Origin of the sequence: Pseudomonas sp. PB106, assembly GCF_009764645.1 — a bacterium.
Taxonomy (GTDB): Bacteria; Pseudomonadota; Gammaproteobacteria; order Pseudomonadales; family Pseudomonadaceae; genus Aquipseudomonas.
The window spans coordinates 53,245-76,060 of the sequence record NZ_RWIM01000168.1 but is presented as its reverse complement, the minus strand read 5'-3'; the positions used below and the strand labels follow the sequence as shown (position 1 = coordinate 76,060).

At 60.5% G+C, this 22,816-nt stretch carries 21 protein-coding genes; 7 read left to right on the top strand and 14 right to left on the bottom strand.

Features of this window, described 5'->3' with window-relative positions; all coding sequences use genetic code 11:
• Window positions 1–61 precede the first annotated feature (61 nt).
• The 6 genes from EJA71_RS21940 to pmbA all read right to left on the bottom strand — a co-directional run bounded on the left by EJA71_RS21940 (window position 62) and on the right by pmbA (window position 5,419).
• Complete coding sequence (locus EJA71_RS21940; RefSeq protein ID WP_158959626.1) at window positions 62–955, bottom strand: ZIP family metal transporter; 894 nt, start codon at window positions 953–955, stop codon at window positions 62–64.
• Between the two features lie 30 nt (window positions 956–985).
• Window positions 986–1,597: a superoxide dismutase gene (locus EJA71_RS21935; protein ID WP_158959625.1), complete on the bottom strand. Its 612-nt coding sequence runs from the start codon at window positions 1,595–1,597 to the stop codon at window positions 986–988.
• A 1-nt stretch (window position 1,598) separates the two neighbouring features.
• A complete protein-coding gene (locus EJA71_RS21930; RefSeq protein WP_016984162.1) occupies window positions 1,599–2,039 on the bottom strand; it encodes a hypothetical protein in 441 nt (146 codons plus the stop codon).
• Window positions 2,040–2,066: 27 nt separating this feature from the next.
• Window positions 2,067–3,443 carry an aspartate ammonia-lyase gene (locus EJA71_RS21925; protein ID WP_158959624.1) on the bottom strand — a complete coding sequence of 459 codons (1,377 nt, stop codon included), beginning with the start codon at window positions 3,441–3,443 and terminating at the stop codon, window positions 2,067–2,069.
• A complete protein-coding gene (locus EJA71_RS21920) occupies window positions 3,424–3,831 on the bottom strand; it encodes a FagA protein (protein WP_158959623.1) in 408 nt (135 codons plus the stop codon). The genes EJA71_RS21925 and EJA71_RS21920 overlap by 20 nt, the downstream gene beginning before the upstream one ends.
• Window positions 3,832–4,072: 241 nt before the next feature.
• Window positions 4,073–5,419, bottom strand: coding sequence for a metalloprotease PmbA (gene pmbA / locus EJA71_RS21915; protein WP_158959622.1), 1,347 nt, complete (start codon window positions 5,417–5,419; stop codon window positions 4,073–4,075).
• Between the two features lie 108 nt (window positions 5,420–5,527).
• Between pmbA and yjgA the strand changes: the two genes are divergently transcribed.
• Entirely contained in the window at window positions 5,528–6,052 is a 525-nt protein-coding gene (yjgA, locus tag EJA71_RS21910; protein WP_158959621.1) for a ribosome biogenesis factor YjgA, read from the top strand.
• A 51-nt stretch (window positions 6,053–6,103) separates the two neighbouring features.
• Here the strand turns inward: yjgA and tldD are convergent, their stop codons facing one another.
• The 8 genes from tldD to mreB form a co-directional block, all read right to left on the bottom strand.
• Window positions 6,104–7,546: a metalloprotease TldD gene (tldD, locus tag EJA71_RS21905; RefSeq protein WP_158959620.1), complete on the bottom strand. Its 1,443-nt coding sequence runs from the start codon at window positions 7,544–7,546 to the stop codon at window positions 6,104–6,106.
• Window positions 7,547–7,550: 4 nt separating this feature from the next.
• Complete coding sequence (locus EJA71_RS21900) at window positions 7,551–8,411, bottom strand: carbon-nitrogen hydrolase family protein (RefSeq protein ID WP_158959619.1); 861 nt, start codon at window positions 8,409–8,411, stop codon at window positions 7,551–7,553.
• Between the two features lie 131 nt (window positions 8,412–8,542).
• Complete coding sequence (locus EJA71_RS21895) at window positions 8,543–12,346, bottom strand: YhdP family protein (protein WP_158959618.1); 3,804 nt, start codon at window positions 12,344–12,346, stop codon at window positions 8,543–8,545.
• Between the two features lie 75 nt (window positions 12,347–12,421).
• Window positions 12,422–13,879, bottom strand: coding sequence for a ribonuclease G (rng, locus tag EJA71_RS21890; protein WP_158959617.1), 1,458 nt, complete (start codon window positions 13,877–13,879; stop codon window positions 12,422–12,424).
• 58 nt (window positions 13,880–13,937) lie between these two features.
• Window positions 13,938–14,534: a nucleoside triphosphate pyrophosphatase gene (locus EJA71_RS21885; RefSeq protein ID WP_158959616.1), complete on the bottom strand. Its 597-nt coding sequence runs from the start codon at window positions 14,532–14,534 to the stop codon at window positions 13,938–13,940.
• Window positions 14,535–14,571: 37 nt separating this feature from the next.
• A complete protein-coding gene (gene mreD, locus EJA71_RS21880) occupies window positions 14,572–15,063 on the bottom strand; it encodes a rod shape-determining protein MreD (protein WP_158959615.1) in 492 nt (163 codons plus the stop codon).
• Window positions 15,063–16,199, bottom strand: a complete 1,137-nt coding sequence (gene mreC, locus EJA71_RS21875; RefSeq protein WP_158959628.1) for a rod shape-determining protein MreC — start codon at window positions 16,197–16,199, stop codon at window positions 15,063–15,065. The genes mreD and mreC overlap by 1 nt, the downstream gene beginning before the upstream one ends.
• A gap of 143 nt (window positions 16,200–16,342) precedes the next feature.
• On the bottom strand, window positions 16,343–17,380 hold the full coding sequence (gene mreB / locus EJA71_RS21870) for a rod shape-determining protein MreB (protein WP_002555108.1): 1,038 nt from the start codon (window positions 17,378–17,380) through the stop codon (window positions 16,343–16,345).
• 211 nt (window positions 17,381–17,591) lie between these two features.
• On the opposite strand from mreB, the gene gatC reads away from it, so the two are divergent.
• The 6 genes from gatC (at window position 17,592) to EJA71_RS21840 (ending at window position 22,802) form a co-directional block, all read left to right on the top strand.
• Window positions 17,592–17,879: an Asp-tRNA(Asn)/Glu-tRNA(Gln) amidotransferase subunit GatC gene (gene gatC, locus EJA71_RS21865; protein WP_007915356.1), complete on the top strand. Its 288-nt coding sequence runs from the start codon at window positions 17,592–17,594 to the stop codon at window positions 17,877–17,879.
• Window positions 17,880–17,895: 16 nt separating this feature from the next.
• Entirely contained in the window at window positions 17,896–19,347 is a 1,452-nt protein-coding gene (gene gatA / locus EJA71_RS21860) for an Asp-tRNA(Asn)/Glu-tRNA(Gln) amidotransferase subunit GatA (protein ID WP_158959614.1), read from the top strand.
• A gap of 10 nt (window positions 19,348–19,357) precedes the next feature.
• Window positions 19,358–20,803 (top strand): Asp-tRNA(Asn)/Glu-tRNA(Gln) amidotransferase subunit GatB, encoded by a 1,446-nt coding sequence (gene gatB / locus EJA71_RS21855; RefSeq protein ID WP_122595164.1) that lies wholly within the window; start codon window positions 19,358–19,360, stop codon window positions 20,801–20,803.
• A gap of 145 nt (window positions 20,804–20,948) precedes the next feature.
• Entirely contained in the window at window positions 20,949–21,320 is a 372-nt protein-coding gene (locus EJA71_RS21850) for a septal ring lytic transglycosylase RlpA family protein (protein ID WP_158959613.1), read from the top strand.
• Between the two features lie 46 nt (window positions 21,321–21,366).
• Window positions 21,367–22,428: a calcium/sodium antiporter gene (locus tag EJA71_RS21845; protein ID WP_158959612.1), complete on the top strand. Its 1,062-nt coding sequence runs from the start codon at window positions 21,367–21,369 to the stop codon at window positions 22,426–22,428.
• Window positions 22,425–22,802 carry a carboxymuconolactone decarboxylase family protein gene (locus EJA71_RS21840; protein WP_158959611.1) on the top strand — a complete coding sequence of 126 codons (378 nt, stop codon included), beginning with the start codon at window positions 22,425–22,427 and terminating at the stop codon, window positions 22,800–22,802. Before EJA71_RS21845 ends, EJA71_RS21840 begins: the two co-directional genes overlap by 4 nt.
• Window positions 22,803–22,816 lie beyond the last annotated feature (14 nt).

The window sequence follows — 22,816 nt, the reverse complement described above, 5'->3', positions numbered from 1 at the left end:
GCAGCTCCTACAGTGAACGCATTCCAATGTAGGAGCTGCCGAAGGCTGCGATCTTTTGTCTTCAACCCAACGCCGTATCCATCACCATCATTAGACAAAACCCGATGAGCAAGCCAAGACTGGCCAGTTTGTCATGACCATTGCGTCGCGACTCCGGGATGACTTCGTGGGTCACCACCAGCAACATCGCCCCGGCCGCCAGCGCCAGCCCCAAAGGCAACAACACCTGCGCCAGACTCACCAGCCATGCACACAACAGCGCAAACACTGGCTCAACCAACCCTGATGCCGCACCGATCAGAAACGCCTTGGCCCGCGACATCCCTGCCCCGGCCAAAACCAAAGCAATCACCAGACCTTCCGGCACATCCTGCAAGGCGATGCCCATGGCCAGGCTATCCGCATCAGGCATGCCGCCGCCGGCAGAAACGCCGACGGCCATGCCTTCCGGAATGTTATGGGCAATGATGGCGAAGACGAACAGCCAGATGCGCGGTGGAATCACCGGATGTTCGACGGTGCCGACGAGCATTTCCGGGGAAGCGCCGGACACCCTGCGATCGACCAGATACAGGCCGAAGGCACCGAGCATGATGCCGAAGCAGATCAGGCCACTGGCGCCCCACGGTGTCAGGCCAAGGCTTTCGGCGGCGGCGATGCCCGGCACGATCAGCGAAAACGCCGTCGCCGCCAGCATCACTCCGGCACCGAAACCCAGCAAGGTGTCGCTGAGCGCCTGAGGCATGCGCCGAATCACCAGCACCGGCACGGCTCCAAGCGCCGTGCCGAGGGCGCAGATCGCACCGCCCTGCAACGCCCGCGACAACCTCGGCTCCAGATTCAGCCATTCCAGCCCGTGGGCGACCAGCAAGGTCATGCCCGCCAACAGCAATAGCGATCCCACTGCGTAACGAAACATACGCCCACTTCCGATCGCCAGTGTTTCAGTGCCCATAGTCAGCCTTGGATTGTTTTTATAGAAGACTTAAACCAGTGCGGCCTGATAGCGCGCAGCCACTTCAGGCCAATTGATCACGTTGTAAAACGCATTGATGTATTCCGGGCGGCGGTTCTGATAGCGCAGGTAATAGGCGTGTTCCCAGACGTCGAGACCGAGAATCGGCGTGTTGCCGTTCATCAACGGGCTGTCCTGGTTGCCGCTGCTTTCCACGATCAGTTTTTTCTCCGGGGTCACGCTGAGCCAGGCCCAGCCGCTGCCGAAACGGGTCAGTGCGGCTTTGGTGAAGGCTTCCTTGAAACTGTCGAGGCCACCCAGATGTTCATCGATGGCCTTGGCCAGTGCGCCATCCGGTTTGCCGCCACCGTTGGGCACCATCACTTCCCAGAACAACGAGTGGTTAGCGTGTCCGCCGCCCTGGTTGATCACCGCTGCGCGGAGTTTTTCCGGCAAGTGCTGAACGCTGGCGACCAGTTTTTCCACCGGCCACTCGGCGTACTCGGTGCCTTCAACCGCCGCGTTGAGGTTGTTGATGTAGGTTTGGTGATGCTTGGTGTAGTGGATCTCCATGGTCTGCGCATCGATATGCGGTTCGAGGGCGTCGTAGGCGTAAGGCAAGGCAGGCAAAGTAAAAGCCATTTCAATGGACTCCATGGTGATGTGGGGCAGGCGCGCGGCGCGCATTGCCGGTATCCGGGTGCAGCAAACGCTGGGTGCGCGGGTATTCGCCGTGTTCGCTGATAAAATTCAGCAGTTCGACGTAGGTCTTGCTGCTCTGGCGCAACGCTGCTTCACGCAATGCCAGGCGCTGACGTTCGTCCTGCATGGTCTGCAACAGCCGTTGGTGGATGGCGCAGAGGTATTCGGCACTCTCCTCCGGTTGATTCAGGCGCAAGTGCAGATCCGCCAGGTTGTGATGGGAGATGACGCAAGCCGCCACCGCTTCGTCGGCATCCGCCCAGCGTTCGAACAACACTTGCGCCAGGGCCAGGGCTTGCAGGTAAGCCTCACGGGCGTCGATCAGCTCGCCCAACATGAAGCAGCGATTAGCCCGTTCGATCGTGCGTTTCCAGTGCTCCATGGTGAGCCTCCAAAGCGGTTGCGGGGTTTACACGCCGCCGGCGGTGAGTTTCTCGGGATTGAGCAACTCTTCCAGTTGGCTGCGCGACAAGTCGGTATGTTCCAAGGCGACGTCGATCACCGCGCGGCCTTCCTTGTAGGCCTGCTTGGCGATTTCGGCGGCTTTTTGGTAACCGATGATCGGGTTGAGCGCGGTGACCAGAATCGGGTTGCGCGACAACGCTTCTTTCAAGCGCGACTCGTTGACCTTGAAGCTGGCGATGGCTTTGTCGCCGAGCAAGCGGCTGGAATTGGCCAGCAGTTCGATGCTGCTCAGCAGGTTCTGGGCGATGATCGGAAGCATCACGTTCAGTTCGAAATTGCCCGACTGGCCGGCGATGGTGATCACCGAGTCGTTGCCGATCACTTGCGCAGCGACCATGGCAGTGGCTTCCGGGATTACCGGATTGACCTTGCCCGGCATGATCGACGAGCCCGGTTGCAGGGCTTCCAGCTCGATTTCACCAAGGCCGGCGAGCGGACCGGAGTTCATCCAGCGCAGGTCATTGGCGATTTTCATCAGCGAAACGGCGGTGGCTTTGAGCTGGCCGGAGACGGCAACGGCGGTGTCCTGCGAGCCAATCAGCGCGAACAGGTCCTTGCCTGGGGTGAATTGCACATCAGTCAGTTGGCTCAACTGGCGGCTGAAACGCGCGGCGAACTCAGGATGCGCATTGATCCCGGTGCCGACGGCCGTGCCGCCCTGTGCAAGGGACTGCAGGCTCGGCAGCAGATCTTGCAGATGACCGATGTTGGCCTTGAGCTGCTGCGCCCAACCGTTGAGCACCTGGCTCATGCGCACCGGCATCGCGTCCATCAAATGCGTGCGGCCGGTTTTGACGTGGTGATGCACCTGCTCGGCTTTGTGCTCGATCACTTGCACGAGGTGCAGCAGGGCCGGAAGCAGGTGTTCGTGCAGGGCTAGCGCAGCGCTGACGTGGATAGTGGTCGGGATGATGTCGTTGCTGCTCTGGCCGCAGTTGACGTGATCATTGGCGTTCACCGGTTCGCCGAGCAAGCGGCTGGCCAAAGTGGCGATCACTTCGTTGGCGTTCATGTTCGAGCTGGTGCCAGAACCGGTCTGGAAGATATCCACCGGGAAATGCTGCATGAAGTTGCCTTCCAGCAGACCCTGCGCGGCGTCGCTGATGGCTTTGCCCTGAGCGGCAGTAATCTGGTTGAGTTCGACATTGGCCCGAGCGGCGGCGGCTTTGGCGAGGATCAATGCGCGGATGAATTGCGTCGGCATCGGTTTGCCGCTGATCGGGAAGTTATCCACCGCGCGCTGGGTCTGCGCGCCGTAGAGAGCGTCAACCGGCACCTGCAGTTCGCCCATGCTGTCGCGCTCAATACGTGTCTTGGTCATCTGAAAATCCTTGCACCAGTTCAATGAGAGGTATCGATGGAAGCAGTTCGCACGTGGCGAGCTGCCAGGTATAGCGTTGCCAGCGCTTGAGCCGGCAATTGCATAAAGAGAGGCGCTCCATTTCACGCAATGGGCGCCAGGCTTGATCGAGGCAGAGGCTGCGCCAATGCCATGGCAGTGCGACGTCGATGGCCGTATCGAGCAGCAGGCGGAAGGAGGTTTCGGCGACGGTCCAAGGTGAGGTCGCAGTGCAACAAGACAGATACCGGCCTTCGGCCAGGTAATGTTCGATCAGGCGCGGCTCGTCGGGATCCATCGCGCAACGGATCTGGCGACTCATCCAGCGCCAGCTTTCGAGGTAGGGCTGCTCGTGCAAGGCAGAACTCATGATCCGGGGCTCATCCGATAATGAGATTTATTATTAGATGATAATGAGAACCAAAACAAGCCCGAGATATTCACCCCTGTGGGAGCGAGCTTGCTCGCGAATACGGACGTTCAGTAACAACATCTCTGACTGACGCAACGCATTCGCGAGCAAGCTCGCTCCCACAGGAGATTTGTGCCAGACATGAAAAAGGCGCGCCATCCGTTTGGATGGCGCGCCTTTTTTGTGTAACGACGGGGGCTTAGCTGCCCGCGACGGTCATCCGTTCAATCAACACCGAACCGGTGCGAATATTACTGCGCAGTTCCAGGTCATTACCCACGGCAACGATCTGCTTGAACATGTCGCGCATGTTGCCGGCGATGGTCACTTCCTGCACGGCGAACTGGATTTCTCCATTCTCGACCCAGAAACCCGCCGCCCCGCGCGAGTAATCGCCGGTAACCATGTTCAGGCCATGGCCCATCAATTCGGTGACCAGCAAGCCGCGGCCCATGCGCTTCAACAACGCCGCCTGGTCTTCGTCGCCATGGGTGACAAACAGGTTATGCACGCCGCCGGCGTTGGCAGTGCTCGGCATACCCAGTTTGCGACCGGAGTAGGTGCCGAGAATGTACGAGACCAACTCGCCCTTTTCGACGAACGGTTTAGCGTACGTCGCCAGACCATCACCGTCGTAAGAGGCGCTGCCCATAGCGCGCATCAGGTGCGGACGCTCATCGATGGTCAGCCATTCCGGGAACAGCTTCTGCCCCAGCGTGCCTTCCAGGAACGACGATTTGCGATACAGACTTCCACCGGAAATCGCCGAGAGAAAACTGCCGAACAAGCCGCCCGCCAGCTCTGCGGAAAACAGCACCGGCACTTCACAGGTCGGCACCGGACGCGCGCCCAGACGGCTCGCCGCGCGTTGCGCTGCACGTTGACCAATACTCACCGGGTCGGCCAGCAAAGTGCCCTGACGGCTCACGTCGTACCAGTAATCGCGCTGCATCTGGCCATCGGCCTCGGCGATCATTACGCAACTCAGGCTGTGCCGGGTCGACGCATAGCCGCCGATAAACCCGTGACTGTTGCCATAAACCCGGCAGCCCTGATGGGTGCTGAGGGTGGTGCCATCGGCGTTCTTGATCCGCGCATCGGCGTCAAAAGCGGCCGCTTCACAGAGCAATGCTTTCTCGATGGCCTGCTCCGGGGTGATATCCCATTCGTGGAACAGATCGAAATCCTGCTGCTCACGGGCCATCAGCGCTGCATCAGCCAGGCCCGAGGCTTCGTCTTCCGAGGTGTGTTTGGCAATCGCCAGTGCGGCGGCGACGGTTTCACGAATCGCGTCAGGCCCGGTGGCGGAGGTGCTGGCCGAGCCCTTGCGCTGACCGACGTACAGCGTAATGCCGAAACCCTGATCGCGGTTGAATTCGACCGTCTCGACCTCGCGCTGACGCACCGACGTCGACAAGCCCTGCTCCAGCGATACCGCGACTTCGCAGGCACTGGCGCCCTGACGCTTGGCTTCGGCGATGATCTGCTCGACTTGATCCTGCAGTGCCGGCAATGCCTGCGGGCCGACGCTTTCAACTGCACTCATGCTCATCTCCACTCAAATTCTGCTTTCGGCTAGGGTCATCGAGCGACCGGGCCGGACAAGCGGCCCCCGACTGGTTATCATGGCGGCGTTTCTTTGCGGACTGCCACCATGGTTGATTCTTACGACGACTCCCTCGATACGGGAGAAAAAAGCAAATCTCAGGTCAAACGCGAGCTGCATGCTCTGGTTGACCTTGGCGAGCGCCTTACAACACTCAAGCCCGACTTGCAGGCAAAACTGCCATTGACCGACGCTTTGCGCCGGGCGCTGGCCGATGCGCCGAAGCACACCGCGAACATCGCGCGTAAACGGCACTTGCAGTTCATCGGCAAGCTGATGCGCGATCAGGACACTGACGCGATTCTCACGCTGCTCGATCAACTCGATGCCTCGACTCGTCAGTACAACGAGCGTTTCCACAATCTCGAACGCTGGCGTGACCGCTTGATCGCGGGCGACGACGCCGTACTGGAAAAATTCGTCGTCGAGTACCCGGACGCCGACCGCCAGCAACTGCGTTCCCTGATCCGTCAGGCTCAGCATGAGGTTGCGCAAAGCAAACCTCCTGCTTCCAGCCGTAAAATTTTCAAGTACATCCGCGAGCTGGACGATACTCAACGCGGTCTGCGCTGAGATTCGTCAAAGGGTGGCCGCCCTGCGCGCCACCCGAAGCTCCACCTCTGTTTATGCGCCCGTCCCACCGACGGTGATCGCATCGATCTTCAGCGTCGGCTGACCGACACCCACCGGCACCGATTGCCCATCCTTGCCACACGTGCCCACACCGCTGTCCAGCGACAGATCGTTACCGACCATCGACACCCGGCTCATCGCCTCAGGGCCGTTGCCGATCAACGTTGCGCCTTTGACCGGCGCGGTGATCTTGCCGTCTTCGATCAGATACGCCTCGCTGGTGGAGAACACAAACTTGCCGCTGGTGATGTCGACCTGACCGCCGCCGAGGTTGGCGCAGTAGATGCCCTTCTTCACCGACGCAATGATTTCCGCCGGATCGCTCTCGCCACCGAGCATGTAGGTGTTGGTCATGCGCGGCATCGGCAGATGCGCGTAAGACTCACGACGACCGTTACCGGTACGGGCCACGCCCATCAGACGCGCGTTGAGCTTGTCTTGCATGTAACCCTTGAGCACGCCGTTTTCGATCAGCGTAGTGCACTCGGTCGGGGTGCCTTCGTCGTCGACACTCAGCGAGCCGCGACGACCGCTCAAGGTGCCGTCATCGACAATCGTGCAGAGTTTCGAGGCAACCATTTCGCCCATGCGTCCGCTGTAGGCGGAGCTGCCTTTACGGTTGAAGTCGCCTTCCAGACCGTGGCCGACCGCTTCGTGCAACAACACGCCAGACCAGCCCGAGCCCAGCACCACCGGCAAGGTACCGGCCGGCGCCGGAATCGCTTCGAGGTTCACCAGCGCCTGACGCAACGCTTCACGGGCATAACCCATGGCGCGGTCTTCGGCGAGGAAATAGCGGTAGTCGGTACGCCCGCCGCCGCCATGCCCGCCGCGCTCGCGACGGCCATTTTGCTCAACGATCACGCTGACATTGAAACGCACCAGCGGTCGTACGTCGGCAGCCAGACCACCGTCAGTGGAAGCCACCAGAATGCGTTCCCAGACCCCGGCCATGCTCACGCTGACTTGCTGGATGCGCGGATCGAGTGCACGGGTGGCGACGTCGATGCGTTTGAGCAGCTCGACTTTCTCGGCGCGAGTCAGCACTTCGAGTGGGTTATCCGGCGCGTACAACTGCGCTACGTCTTGAGTGGTGAACGCCTGTACCGTGCCGTTTTGCCCGGCGCGGGAGATCGAACGTGCGGCACGGGCTGCAGCGCCCAAAGCTTCGAGGGTGATCGCGTTGCTGTAGGCAAAACCGGTTTTTTCACCGGACTGCGCACGCACACCAACACCTTGGTCGAGGTTGAAGCTGCCTTCCTTGACGATGCCGTCTTCCAGCGCCCACGACTCGGAAATCTGACCCTGGAAATACAGGTCGGCGGCATCGATGCCAGGCCCGGCCAGATCGCCGAGCACGCCTTGCAGGCTCTCGATCGTCACGCCACCGGGCGCCAAAAGATGATCACTGACTGAGGACAACAACTCGCTCATAGGTTTACGCCTTAAATTCGTGTTCTGAAGCAGGTCGCTGTGCGCCCTGCGAGAAAAACCGCCGATGACGCGTCACCGGCATTCGCGCCCTGATGGACGCTTGTTCAATACTGTCGCGTTCGGCCAACAACACCGCTTCGCCTTGATCCTGATGCGCCAACACACGGCCCCAAGGGTCGACGATCGCCGCATGACCGAAGGTTTCCCGCGGGCCCGGATGGGTCCCGCCCTGCGCTGCGGCCAGCACATAACATTGAGTTTCGATGGCCCGCGCCCGAATCAGCACATCCCAATGCGCTGCGCCGGTCACCGCAGTAAACGCCGACGGTGCGGTAATCAATTCGGCACCCGCGGCGCGCAATTCGCTGTACAACTCTGGAAAGCGCAGGTCGTAACACACGGTCAGACCCAATTTTCCAACCGGAGTGTCCGCGACCACTACGCCACTGCCATAAGCATAGTCATCGGATTCACGGTAACGGCCGCGATTGTCCGCCACGTCGACATCGAACAGATGCAGCTTGTCATAGCGTGCAACGATTTCGCCGTGTTCATTGACCAACAACGAGCAGGCATTGGCCTTGGCTGTCGGTTGATCGACCGGCGGCAACGGTAAAGTCCCGGCCACTATCCATAACGTGAGGTCGCGGGCGGTCTGTTTCAACCATGGCAGGATCGGCCCCTCGCCCATAGCCTCGGCACGGCCGATGTCGGCGACGTCGCGACGGCCCATGGCGGCGAAGTTTTCCGGCAGTACCGCAAGCTTCGCGCCACCCGCCGCCGCCTGTTCGAGCAGGCGTCGGGCCTGAGCCAGATTGGCCAGCACGTCGCTCTGGCTGACCATTTGAATCACCGCTAAAGACATGCCCGCTCCTCGGAATCAGCACACAACCTTGTTGGAGCTGCCGCAGGCTGCGATCTTTGATCTGGCTCTTAAAAAACAAAATCAAAAGATCGCAGCCTTCGGCAGCTCCTACCGAGGGTAGTGTCTGCTAGTTAAAAAGGCTTGTCGAAGGTGATTTTCGGCTCTTTCCACGGGCCTTTGACGGTGTATTTCACACTGGCAAAGCGCGCCACGCGATCACCGATCAACTTGTCGATCAGGAACAACGCGCCGCCGACAGCAGGGGCGCCGACAAGCAACGCGGCAATCGGCAGGTTGTTGGTCACCGGCAAGGTCACCAGCAACTTGGCGTCGACCTGTTCCGCCACCAGATCCAGCTTGCCGTTGAGTTCAATGTTGCTCGACGGCCCGGTCAGGCGAATCGGTTCTTTGGTGTCGTAAACACCGTTGGTCGCCACCAGCAGGCCTTTGACCCGGTCGTAACTCAAGCCTTTGCCGAACAAGTCGGAGAAATCCAGGCGCAGGCGTCGGCCAATGGAGTTGAAGTTGAGCAGACCGAACACCCGCAATGCTTGCGCACCGCCCTCCACTTCAACGAATTGACCCTTGTTCAGTGACGCATCGAGGGTGCCGGAGAAACGCTTGGTCGCCAGCCACGCCGGCGAGCCCGGCCAGCGACCATCGACGTCCATGTGGAACTCTTCGCTGGTCACACTCGGCGCAAACCCCCAGCCCTTGAGCACGTCGGCGAGGTTCTTGCCGCCAATCCGCCCCTTGAACCAGCTATTGGTCGAGCCCGGTGCGCCTTCCCAGCCGCCATTGCCTTGCAACAGGATGCCTTTGAGGCCCATATCGAGATTGTTCAGCGCGATGCCTTTGGCCGTCGGTCTCACCTTGAGCGACCAGCCACCGACCAGATCCTGGCCCTGGAACAGCTGATTGATAGTGATATCCAGCGCCGGAATCCTGGTCGGATCGACCGACTCCAGAGGATCAGGAGCGTTCTCGTCAGCCTGCACTGTAGGATCCGGCGCCGGCAGTTTCACGTATTGCAGGTTCACCGCAATGGGCGTGCCCTTGGCATCCGGCAGACTGGCCGTGCCTTTGGCCTGCCGACTGTCGAGCGCCAGATTCCACGCCGCCTGCTTGCGATTCAACTGCACCGAAGCCTGATCCAGCGTGGTTCCAAACGCCGTCAGTTTGCCGACCTTGAAGTCTGCACTGCTGAGCAACTTACCTGCGCTACCGCCCGGATCCTGTCCGGCGTATTGGTTAACCAGATCCTGCCACGGCGCCACGTCCAGTTCCGACAGCACGCCGCGAATCCGCAAGCCTTTGGCCCCCGGCAGCACCGCTTCACCGGCGCCGAGGAACAATTCACCCCGACCGTCGGCAAAATTGCTTGGCGGCGCGGCAAAGGTGAAATTGGCCAGTTGGTCATAGTTGACCCAATAACGCCGCTCCTGCCCTTGCAACGTCATGCGGAACACCGTGTCGCGCCCCGTTTCCGCCGTCATGCCGAACGGCGCCGGCAGATCGACCGCCACCCCCTGCATGCTGGAGCTGACCATCAATTGGCTGTCAGCACCGTCGAGGTTCAGCTGCAACTGATATGGAATCGTCCCGGAAACCGGCAGTGGCTGCGTCACGCCCAACCAATCGGTGAGTTTCTTCACCTCGACCTGCCCCGACGCTGCTACGCGAGTCTTGAGCTTGCCGGGACTGCCGTCGGCAAAAATCTGCGCAGTGACCGGTTTGTCGAAAGCGCGCGCGGCGATGTTCTGCCCACTGAGGCCCTTGGCGCTGTCGAAGCGGAAATCACCTTTGAGCTGAGTCAGCTCCAGCTTCGGCTCGGCCAGTTTCAGCCGCGCATTGGCGGTCTTGAAGTCGACGAGGATCTTCGGTTGATCGCCCTTGGCCAGTGGCACATCCAGTTTGAGCTTGCCTTGCAGATCGCCTGCACCTTCCCAGCCAGCGAAGGTATCCGCCGTGCCGATCGGCGCTTCCTGGAGAATTTTCAGCCCGTCGCCCAAACCACCGGCAAACGCACCGTCAAGGAACATGTGAGTGTTCTGGCCGCTCGGCACATGGGGAATATTGACGAAGACGTCTTTGACCTGAGTGTCGAGCAACTGGCCTCTGCTGGCCCAGATACGCACGCCGCTGTCTTCGATGAACACATCGCCGCTGACCTTGCTGACATGCGGCCAGCCCGGCTGGAACGCCAGCTCGGCGTCATGCACCTTGAAGAACAGACTGATGCTGCGGTCAGCCTCGCCCGCATTCTTGTTCAGCGAACCTTGGTACTGGAAGAAACCCTGATCGACCGCGCCTTTGAGAATCGCTGTACGCAGCCACTCGTCGAGCGCCGGGCTCAAGACTTCAGGCAGGTATTTGGCGGTGTAGCGACCGTCGCCATCGACCAGACCGACCCGCAGGTCCATGTAGTCTTCCTCGCTGTGATCGAAATGCAGACGGATCAGGAAGTCACCGGCAATCTTGCCCTCCTCACCCAACACCTTCAGGTACGGCGCGATCAGGGTGAAGCCTTCTTTATCGAGCTTCCAGGTCAGGCGCGCATTGGCCTGCAGGTATTGCCAAGGCTTGGCGAAGATCGGGTCGAGGTGCAGGACGAAATCCTTGCTGTCCATGCGCAGCTCGCCACCGTCGAGGTTACCGGTGAGGCTGCCGCTGACATTTCTTGCCGCCGGAGCGCCGTGATAGGCATCGAAGCCGACCTTATCGAGATTGGCGGCAAAGCTGAATTTTGTGCCGTCAGTGGCCGCTGGCCGAAAATCCAGCAGCACATTGCGCAGGCCGCCGGTCACGTTCAAATGATCGACCACCTCAGCGAAACTTTTTGGCAGCGGTCCAAGCGCATTGAGCAGCGGCGTGATCGGTGTCAGATCGAGGCGGTCAGCCTGCAGGTGCCAGAGTTCTTCGACTTTCTCGGTGGCGCGGGTCTGTTGCAGTTGGATGTGAGATTCCCAGCGGTTTTCACCGAAGTTCATCGCCAGCGAATCCAAGGTAACCGTCGCCCCATCGCCCCTGTCGTGGTAATACGCATTAATGGCCAGGTTGTTGATCTGGATCGGCTTGCGCTCGCCATAAGCGCCCGTCAGTTGCGGGGCATTCAAGCGCACGACGGCGTTTTGCAGCGTGCCCTTCGCCCAGTCGATCCAGACCTCACCACCGGCCTTGAGCTCGGAAAAATTCCATTGCTGGGTCAGGCGCTCGGGCAGCCATTTCGCCCAGTCGCTTTGTGGCAGGCTGGCATAGCCCTCGACCGTGCTGTCCTGCCATTGCTCCGGGCGGATGCGCGTGCGCAGGTTGATGGCCACGGGCTGCCCGTCAGGCAAAGTCAAACGGGCATCGAGACGTTGGCGACTGGCACCCGTCTTTAGATTGAGGCCGACATAGGTCAGGGTCATCGGCGCGTGATCCTGCGGCTGCAAGGTGATCTGACTGTCGAGCACCGAGAGTTGCTGAATCATTTGCGAACGATTGAACAACTGCTGCGCATCAAGCGGTTGATCGTTCTGCATCGGCAGACCTTCCAGCGCCCAGCGGCCGTCCTCGGCTTCCTTGAGGCTGATCTTCAGGCCATTGAGTTCCAGATGCGCGATGCGTACTTCGCGGGCCAATACGCTGGCCCACAGGTCCGGCACAGCTCGCACGCGATCCAGACGCAGGGCATTGGCGCCGTCGCCGACCGTCACATCATGGGCCAGCAGGATCGGTGCAAAACCGCTCCAGTTGCCTTCCAGCTCACCGATCTGCAACGGCATGCCGAGGGCCGCGCTGGCCTTGTCTTCGATCTCGGCACGGTATTCGGCCACAAGTGGCGTCAGCTCTCGGCCGAGGCTGACGTACAACGCCATCAACACCAAAACCAACGCGCACAGGCCCAGCCCCCAGCGGGTGATTGCGGCCAAAATGCGTGTCAGACGTTCCATGTCAGTTGGCTCCCATGGCAAAAATACTGCGAAAAGCTGAGGCCAGCCGCGGTGAAAAAGGGGTGATGCAGGGGTTCAGAGCAGCACCACGTCATATTGTTCCTGGGAATACATGGTTTCCACCTGGAAGCGTATGGTGCGGCCAATGAACCCTTCGAGTTCGGCGACGTTACCGGATTCTTCGTCGAGCAAACGGTCGACGACTTTCTGGTTAGCCAGTACACGATAGCCTTCGGCCTGATAGGCGCGAGCCTCACGCAGAATCTCGCGGAAGATCTCGTAACAGATGGTTTCCGGAGTTTTCAGTTTGCCGCGCCCCTGGCAACTGCTGCACGGCTCGCACAGGACCTGCTCAAGGCTTTCGCGGGTGCGCTTGCGGGTCATCTGCACCAGACCCAACTCAGTAATGCCGATGATGTTGGTCTTGGCGTGATCGCGCTCCAGCTGTTTTTCCAGCGTGCGCAGGACCTGACGCTGATGTTCTTCGTCTTCCATGTCGATGAAGTCGATGATGATGATCCCGCCCAGGTTGCGCAGGCGCAGTTGCCGGGCAATCGCCGTCGCGGCTTCGAGGTTGGTCTTGAAGATGGTTTCCTCAAGATTGCGATGGCCAACGAAGGCGCCGGTGTTGACGTCGATCGTGGTCATGGCTTCCGCCGGATCGACCACCAGATAACCGCCGGACTTCAGCGGCACCTTGCGCTCGAGGGCTTTCTGGATTTCGTCTTCGACACCGTACAGATCGAAAATCGGACGTTCACCTGGATAGTGTTCCAGACGATCGGCGATTTCCGGCATCAGTTCGGCGACGAATTGCGTGGTTTTCTGGAAGGTTTCCCGCGAGTCGATGCGGATCTTTTCGATCTTCGGGTTGACCAGGTCACGCAACGTGCGCAATGCCAGACCGAGGTCTTCGTAAATCACGCTCGGCGCGGTGATGGTTTTGATCTGCTCGTTGATCTGATCCCACAGGCGCCGCAGGTAGCGGATGTCCATGAGAATTTCATCAGCGCCTGCGCCTTCGGCGGCGGTACGCAGAATGAAGCCGCCAGCCTCTTTGATCCCTTCCTTCGCCACGCAATCGCTGACCACTTGCTTCAGCCGTTCGCGCTCGGCTTCGTCTTCGATTTTCAGCGAGATGCCGACATGGGCGGTTCGCGGCATGTACACCAGATAGCGCGAAGGGATCGACAGCTGCGTGGTCAAGCGCGCGCCTTTGGAACCGATCGGGTCCTTGGTGACTTGCACCACCAGGCTTTGGCCTTCATGCACCAGCGCACTGATGCTTTCCACCGCCGGGCCTTCGCGCAGGGAGATTTCAGCGGCGTGAATGAACGCGGCACGATCCAGGCCGATGTCGACAAATGCCGCCTGCATACCCGGCAGCACCCGGACAATCTTGCCTTTATAGATGTTGCCGACGATCCCGCGTTTTTGCGTGCGCTCGACGTGGACTTCTTGCAGCACACCGTTTTCGACCACCGCCACGCGCGACTCCATCGGCGTGATGTTGATCAGAATCTCTTCACTCATGGCAGGATCTCGTTCAGGCATGTTCACGATAATGGCCGCATCTGGGTTCGTACGACGCTTATTGCGCGTTCAGGTTTTGCCAACAGGGTATGCCGAAATGGCCCAACAGTTCTGCGGTTTCGCAAACAGGCAACCCGACCACTGCCGAATAGCTGCCATTGAGCCCGGCGACGAACACCGCGCCGAGGCCTTGAATGCCATATCCGCCAGCCTTGTCGCGCGGCTCGCCGCTGGCCCAGTAGGCAGCGGCTTCCTCGCGGCTGATCGGCCGGAAGCGCACCAGACTGCGTACTACCCGCGACTCACAGCGCTCGCCTTCGAGCACCGCGATGGCGGTCAGCACTTCATGTTCCTGGCCGGACAACATCATCAGCATGGCGCATGCGTCGGCTTCGTCCACCGGTTTACCGAGAATTTTGCCGTCGAGCACCACGGCGGTGTCCGCTCCCAATACGCAGAACGTCGGCTCGGCCACGACCGTGCGCCGCCCGGCCTCGGCTTTGCCACGCGCCAGGCGCTCGACATAGGCCGAGGGCGATTCTTCGGGGAATGGGGTTTCATCGATATCCGCGCTGACGGCGGAGAACGGAACGCCGATCTGCGTGAGCAATTCACGTCGACGCGGCGATCCGGAGGCGAGGTAAAGCGGCTTCATCAAAACATCTCCCTGTTCAGTGCCCTGCTTCACCGGCTCAATTGATTCTGTAGCGTCGGCGTAATCCGCGTAGGGCAAAGCTGACCCAAGGCCAGAGCAAGGCGCTGACCAGTGCCGGCAGGACCAGCGCCAAGGTTGGTTGACGGTTACCGGTCAAAGCACTGAGCCACAATTGCACCAGTTGCGCGAGGCCGAAGATCACCAGGATCACCAGACATTGCTGCCACATCGGAAACATCCGCAGGCGTTGCTGCAATGACAGCACCAAGAACGTGATCAGCGTCAGGATCAGTGCATTCTGACCGAACAGGTCGCCCTGCAGCACGTCTTCGGCCAGGCCCAGGCAAAACGCCGTGACCATGCCGACCGTATGCGGCATGTACAACGCCCAGAAAGTCAGGAGCAAGGCCAGCCACAATGGGCGCAGGATCTCCATGAAAATCGGCAACGGTGACACGCTGAGCAGTAGGCCCACAACAAACGTCAGCCAGACAATCCAGCCGTTTCGCGATGCGGTAGCGCCGACCATTATTCTTGTCTCCCGGTAGTAGCCGGGGCACTGACTGGCGGTTTCGCCGCTGGTCGCGCCGCGGGCTGGGCAGCTGGAGGCTTGCTGGCCGCCGGTGGTTTGGTCGCCGCAGGGGTTTTGTTCGCCGGCGGTTTCGCTGCAGCAGCAGGTGCAGCCGCGGCGGCAGGAGCAGGCGTGGCAGTTGCTGCAGGCGTTGGCGCGGCAGCAGGCGAAGTCACGGTTTTCGGCACGGTGGCCGGAATGACGGGGCCGCCGCCAAAGGCATCGAGATTTTCCTGCGCCTGAGCCGCGTCATTGGCGCGCTCCTCGGCGCTGCGGCTGTCGCTGAACACCAGCAGCAGATAGCGGCTACGGTTCAACGCAGCAGTCGGCACCGCGCGAACGATCGCAAACGGCTGGCCGGAATCGTGAATGACTTCTTTCACCGTCGCGACCGGGTAACCCGCCGGGAAGCGCTGGCCAAGACCGGAACTGACCAGCAGATCGCCTTCCTTGATATCGGCGGTGTCGGCAACGTGACGCAACTCCAGACGCTCCGGGTTACCGGTGCCGCTGGCAATCGCGCGCAGACCGTTACGGTTTACCTGCACAGGAATGCTGTGAGTGGTGTCGGTCAACAGTAATACACGCGAGGTGTACGGCATCAACTCGACCACTTGGCCCATCAAGCCGCGCGCATCGAGCACCGGTTGACCGAGCACCACGCCATCGCGCTCACCTTTATTGATGATGATGCGATGGGTGAAGGGGTTGGGGTCCATGCCGATCAACTCGGCCACTTCGACCTTTTCGTTGACCAGTGCGGAAGAATTGAGCAACTCGCGCAGCCGAACGTTCTGCTCGGTGAGGGCGGCAAGCTTTTGCATGCGACCCTGCAGCAGCAGGTTTTCGGTCTTGAGTTTTTCGTTTTCGGCGACAAGCTCGGTGCGGCTGCCGAACTGGCTGGCAATCCCTTCCCACAAACGTCCGGGCAGGTCAGTGATCCAGTAGGCATCCATCAGCACCAGCGACGCTTGCTTGCGCGCAGGCTTGAGCAGATCAAAGCGGGCATCGACCACCATCAGCGCGACCGACAGCACGGCCAGCACCAACAGGCGCACACCCAACGAAGGGCCCTTGGCGAAAAGCGGTTTAATAAGCCGCTCCTCCCAGGCAAATGTTCTGTTTATTCATACGGCATCAAACCGGCCTGGATGAAGACTGACAGAAGATAAACGCCAACAGGCAGCACTGCAAAGTGCTGCCTGCGCGCGTTCACCCACGTATTGCAACCCAGCACTTATTCGCTGGAGAGCAGATCCATGGTGTGTTTATCCATCATTTCCAATGCACGGCCACCGCCGCGAGCAACACAGGTCAGCGGATCTTCGGCAACGATCACTGGCAGACCGGTTTCCTGGGCCAGCAACTTGTCGAGGTCACGCAGCAACGCGCCACCACCGGTCAGCACCAGGCCACGCTCGGCGATGTCGGAAGCCAGTTCCGGCGGCGATTGCTCCAGGGCGCTTTTCACGGCCTGAACGATAGTGGCCAGGGACTCTTGCAGAGCTTCCAGCACTTCGTTGGAGTTCAGGGTGAATGCGCGTGGAACGCCTTCGGCCAGGTTGCGACCGCGAACGTCGACTTCGCGAACTTCGCCGCCCGGGTAGGCCGTACCGATTTCCTGTTTGATGCGCTCAGCGGTGGATTCACCGATCAGGCTGCCGTAGTTACGACGCACGTAAGTGATGATCGCTTCGTCGAAGCGGTCGCCGCCAACGCGGACGGATTCGGCATAGACCACACCGTTCAGGGAGATCAGCGCGATTTCGGTAGTACCACCACCGATATCCACGACCATCGAGCCGCGTGCTTCTTCTACCGGCAGGCCAGCACCGATCGCTGCAGCCATTGGCTCTTCGATCAGGAATACTTCACGGGCACCGGCACCAAGGGCCGATTCACGGATGGCACGACGCTCAACCTGGGTGGATTTGCATGGAACGCAGATCAGCACACGAGGGCTAGGCTGCAGAAAGCTGTTTTCGTGAACCTTGTTAATAAAGTATTGCAGCATCTTTTCGCAGACGCTGAAGTCGGCGATCACACCGTCCTTCATCGGACGAATGGCAGCAATGTTGCCCGGCGTACGGCCGAGCATGCGCTTGGCCTCGGTGCCGACAGCAACGACACTTTTCTGGTTACCGTGTGTCCGAATGGCCACAACCGATGGCTCATTCAGGACGATACCGCGCTCGCGCACGTAAATAAGGGTGTTGGCAGTGCCCAGGTCAATGGAAAGATCGCTGGAAAACATGCCACGCAGTTTCTTGAACATGGGAAAGGGACCCTAGGCAACGCGTGGGTAAAAAAGTGCGGCAAACTCTAACAACGACAGGGATTTTGGGCAAGGCGCCAATATGTTAAATTGGCCGCTTTTCTGTGCACCAAGCCCCACAATCGCGGCCTTATGACCGTAGAAGTGCGGTAGTGTTCCGACAATCTAACACACGGACGTCGTCCGTTCTGTTTTCCACAGGAGAATCCCGATGGCGCTAGAACGCTCCGACGTGGAAAAAATCGCACATCTGGCCTGCCTTGGCCTCAATGATGCCGATCTTCCACACATTACTTCCGCCCTCAACAGCATTCTCGGGCTGGTCGACGAAATGCAGGCGGTCAATACCGACGGTATCGAGCCTCTGGCCCACCCGCTGGAAGCCAGTCAGCGCCTGCGCGCCGATGTCGTGACCGAGAGCAATCACCGCGAGGCTTACCAGTCCATCGCACCAGCGGTCGAAAACGGCCTGTATCTGGTTCCGAAAGTCATCGACTAAAGGGAAAGAGCCTGCAATGCATCAAATGACTCTGGCCGAGATCGCCCGCGGTCTCGCCGATAAAAAGTTTTCCTCCGAAGAGCTGACCAAAGTCCTGCTGGCGCGTATTACCCAGCTCGATCCGCAGCTCAACAGTTTCATCAGCCTCACCGAAGAGCTGGCCATCGAGCAGGCGAAAGCCGCCGATGCACGCCGCGCCAACGGTGAGAGCGGCGCCCTGCTCGGCGCGCCGATCGCTCACAAAGACCTGTTCTGCACCCAGGGCATCCGCACCAGCTGCGGCTCGAAGATGCTCGACAACTTCAAAGCCCCGTACGACGCCACTGTCGTTGCGAAACTGGCCGCTGCCGGCGCCGTGACCCTGGGCAAGACCAACATGGACGAATTCGCCATGGGTTCGGCCAACGAGTCGAGCTGGTACGGCGCGGTGAAAAACCCGTGGAACCTGGAACACGTGCCGGGCGGTTCGTCCGGTGGTTCGGCAGCGGCAGTGGCCGCTCGTCTGTTGCCTGCGGCGACGGCCACTGACACCGGTGGTTCGATTCGTCAGCCGGCGGCGTTCACCAACCTCACCGGCCTGAAACCGACGTACGGTCGCGTTTCGCGCTGGGGCATGATCGCTTACGCCTCCAGCCTCGATCAGGGCGGCCCGTTGGCACGCACTGCCGAAGACTGCGCAATTTTGTTGCAAGGTATGGCCGGCTTCGATCAGAACGACTCCACCAGCATCGATGAACCGGTTCCGGATTACTCCGCCAGCCTCGGCGAATCGCTGCAAGGCCTGCGCATTGGCGTGCCGAAGGAATACTTCAGCGCCGGTCTCGACCCGCGCATCGCCGAACTGATCCAGAACAGCATTAAAGAGCTGCAGAAGCTCGGTGCCGTGATCAAGGAAATCAGCCTGCCGAACATGCAGCACGCGATTCCTGCGTACTACGTGATCGCGCCAGCAGAGGCCTCTTCCAACCTGTCGCGTTTCGACGGCGTGCGTTTCGGCCACCGTTGCGAGCAACCGAAAGATTTGATCGACCTGTACAAGCGCTCGCGTGGCGAAGGCTTCGGCCCGGAAGTGCAGCGCCGGATCATGGTCGGTGCCTACGCGCTGTCCGCCGGTTACTACGACGCCTACTACCTGAAAGCGCAGAAGATCCGTCGTCTGGTGAAGAACGATTTCATGGCTGCCTTTAATGAAGTCGACATCATCCTCGGCCCAACCACGCCGAACCCGGCCTGGAAACTTGGCGCGAAGAACAGCGACCCGGTTGCCGCCTATCTGGAAGACGTCTACACCATCACCGCCAACCTCGCGGGCCTGCCGGGCCTGTCGATGCCGGCCGGTTTTGTCGACGGTCTGCCGGTTGGCGTGCAGTTGCTTGCGCCGTATTTCCAGGAAGGCCGTTTGCTCAATGTTGCGCACCAGTATCAGTTGAACACTGACTGGCACACCCGCACCCCAACCGGCTTCTGAGGAGACACACATGCAATGGGAAGTCGTGATCGGGCTGGAGATTCACACTCAGCTCACTACCCGGTCGAAAATCTTTTCCGGTAGTTCCACCACCTTCGGTTCCGAGCCGAACACCCAGGCCAGCCTGATCGATCTGGGCATGCCTGGCGTTCTGCCGGTGCTGAACCAGGAAGCGGTGCGCATGGCGGTGATGTTCGGTCTGGCGATTGACGCCGAGATCGGTCAACACAACGTGTTCGCCCGTAAAAACTACTTCTATCCGGACCTGCCGAAGGGCTATCAGATCAGCCAGATGGAATTGCCGATTGTCGGCAAGGGCCACCTGGACATCGCGCTGGAAGACGGCACCGTCAAACGTGTCGGCATCACCCGCGCGCACCTGGAAGAAGACGCCGGCAAGAGCCTGCACGAAGAATTCAACGGCGCCACCGGCATCGACCTGAACCGTGCCGGCACGCCGCTGCTGGAAATCGTTTCCGAGCCGGACATGCGCAGCGCCAAGGAAGCCGTGGCTTACGTCAAGGCGATCCACGCGCTGGTGCGTTACCTGGGCATCTGCGACGGCAACATGGCCGAAGGCTCGCTGCGTTGCGACTGCAACGTGTCGATCCGTCCGAAAGGCCAGGTCGAGTTCGGTACGCGCTGCGAGATCAAGAACGTCAACTCGTTCCGCTTCATCGAGAAGGCGATCAACTCCGAGATCCAGCGGCAGATCGAGCTGATCGAAGACGGCGGCAAAGTGATCCAGCAGACGCGTCTGTACGATCCGAACAAGGACGAGACACGTCCGATGCGTTCGAAAGAGGAAGCCAACGACTACCGTTACTTCCCCGATCCGGACCTGCTGCCAGTGGTCATCGAAGAGTCGTTCCTCGGCGAGGTGCGCGCCACCCTGCCGGAACTGCCACCGCAAAAACGCGAGCGTTTCCAGAGCCAGTTCGGTCTGTCGGCCTACGACGCCAACGTGCTGGCCACCAGCCGTGAGCAAGCGGACTACTTCGAGAAAGTTGCAGCCATCGGCGGCGACGCCAAACTGGCGGCAAACTGGGTGATGGTCGAGTTGGGCAGCCTGCTCAACAAGCAAGGCCTGGATATCGACGAGTCGCCGGTTTCCGCCGAGCAACTGGGCGGCATGCTCCAGCGGATCAAGGACAACACCATCTCCGGCAAGATCGCCAAAGTGGTGTTCGAAGCGATGGCCAACGGTGAAGGCAGCGCAGACGAGATCATCGAAAAACGTGGCCTGAAACAAGTGACCGACAGCGGCGCGATCTCGGCGGTGCTGGACGAAATGCTCGCGGCCAACGCCGAGCAAGTTGAACAGTATCGTGCGGCTGATGAAGCCAAACGCGGCAAGATGTTCGGCTTCTTTGTCGGTCAGGCGATGAAAGCGTCCAAAGGCAAAGCCAACCCGCAGCAAGTGAACGAACTGCTGAAAAGCAAGCTCGAAGGCTGATTCTGGCCCCGCGCTCGGGGATCGTTCCCACGCTCTGCGTGGGAATGCCGCCCCGGACGCTCCGCGTCCATTGCGGTGTGACGCAGAGCGTCACGGGATGCATTCCCACGCTGGAGCGTGGGAACGATCACTTTGGAGTATCTGAATGAAACGTCTGCTCGGCGCCTGCGCCCTGCTCTCTTTACTGGCCGGTTGCGCCAGCACCGACACCATCGACCCGCACGGTTACGACCAGACCGGCGTCGCTTCCTATTACGGTGCCAGGCACCACGGTAAACGCACCGCCAGCGGCGAAGCGTTCAACCAGAATTCCCTGACCGCCGCCCACCGCCAGCTACCCTTCGGCACGCGGGTGAAGATCACCAACCTGAAAAACGATGAATCCGTTGTGGTCCGCATCAACGACCGCGGCCCTCACACCCGTGGGCGTCTGATCGACGTTTCCCGCGAGGCCGCCGACCAGCTCGGCATGCTGCGCAGCGGCACCGCGCGGGTGCGCGTGCAGGCTCTCGACTGATGGAGCGCTGACCATTTACGGACTGAGCGATTTACCGCTGATCAGCGTGATCGAACTGCTCGCCGGCCTGTGCCTGCTGATCTTCGGTGCCGAACTGATGGTGCGCGCCGCAGTACGTCTGGCCGAACGTCTGCACGTACGCCCTCTGATCATCGGCCTGACCATCGTCGCCCTCGGCAGCAGCGCACCGCAGATGGCCGTCAGTGTGCAAGCCGCGTTGGCGCACAACCCCGACATCGCCGTCAGCAGCGTGGTCGGCAGCAGCATTTTCAATATCCTTGTGACACTCGGCCTCTCCGCGCTGATCATCCCGCTGCGCGTGTCACGGCAACTGGTGCGCCTGGACATTCCGCTGATGATCGGCGCCAGCCTGCTGGTGTTCGTGTTGGCGTGGAACAAAGAAATCGGGCGCTTCGACGGCATCCTTTTGCTGGCTGCATTGGCGCTGTACCTCGCTCTGCTGTTGCGTCAGTCGCGGCACTCGACGCGTCCGCATTCGGCACAGACGGACGCCGCGCAGACCTCCTGGATTGGCAGCTCGCTGATGATCATCGTCGGTCTGGCGATGCTGGTGTTCGCCGGGCATCTGCTGCTCGGCGCAGCGGTGGTGGTGGCGACGGATCTGGGTTTCTCCGAACGGGTGATCGGTCTGACCGTGGTCGCCGTCGGCACGTCGCTGCCGGAACTGGCGACCTCGCTGATCGCCGCGCTGCGCGGACAACGCGACATCGCCGTGGGCAACGTGATCGGCGCCAATCTGTTCAACCTGCTCGGCGTGCTCGGCCTGACGGCGTTGATCGCGCCGACGCCATTGTCGGTGTCGCCGAACGCGCTGGATTTCGACCTGCCGGTGATGCTCGGTGTCGCCGCGCTGTGCCTGCCGGTGTTCTATTCCGGCTACCGCGTGACCCGTGTCGAAGGTTTGCTGCTGCTCGGTTTGTATATGGTCTATGGGCTGCACGTGGTGTCGTTCACCACCGGTATGCCGCTGGCCGGCAAACTGGAGCGCCTGATGCTGTTTTATGTCCTGCCGCCGCTGTTGGCGTATTTGTTGTTCACGTCGATCCGCGCCTGGCGCCGCCAACACCACAAGAGTGATATGCCATGACCGAATCGAAGAAGTCCGGGGTCGATGTCCGCCGCCAGGTAATGGGCGATGCGTTTGTTGACCGAGCCTTGGGCAACGCCACCGAGTTCACTCAACCACTGCAGGATTTCGTCAATGAACATGCGTGGGGTGGCGTGTGGAATCGCGAAGGTCTGCCGCTGAAGACGCGCAGTTTGATTACGCTGGCGGCGCTGACCGCATTGAAGTGCCCGCAAGAACTGAAGGGCCATGTGCGCGGCGCGTTGAACAACGGCTGTACGGTGGACGAGATTCGCGAGGCATTGCTGCATTGCGCGGTGTATGCCGGCGTACCGGCGGCGATTGATGCGTTTCGGGCGGCGCAGGAAGTGATTGATACCTACGAGAAAAGCTAAAAGATCGCACCCTT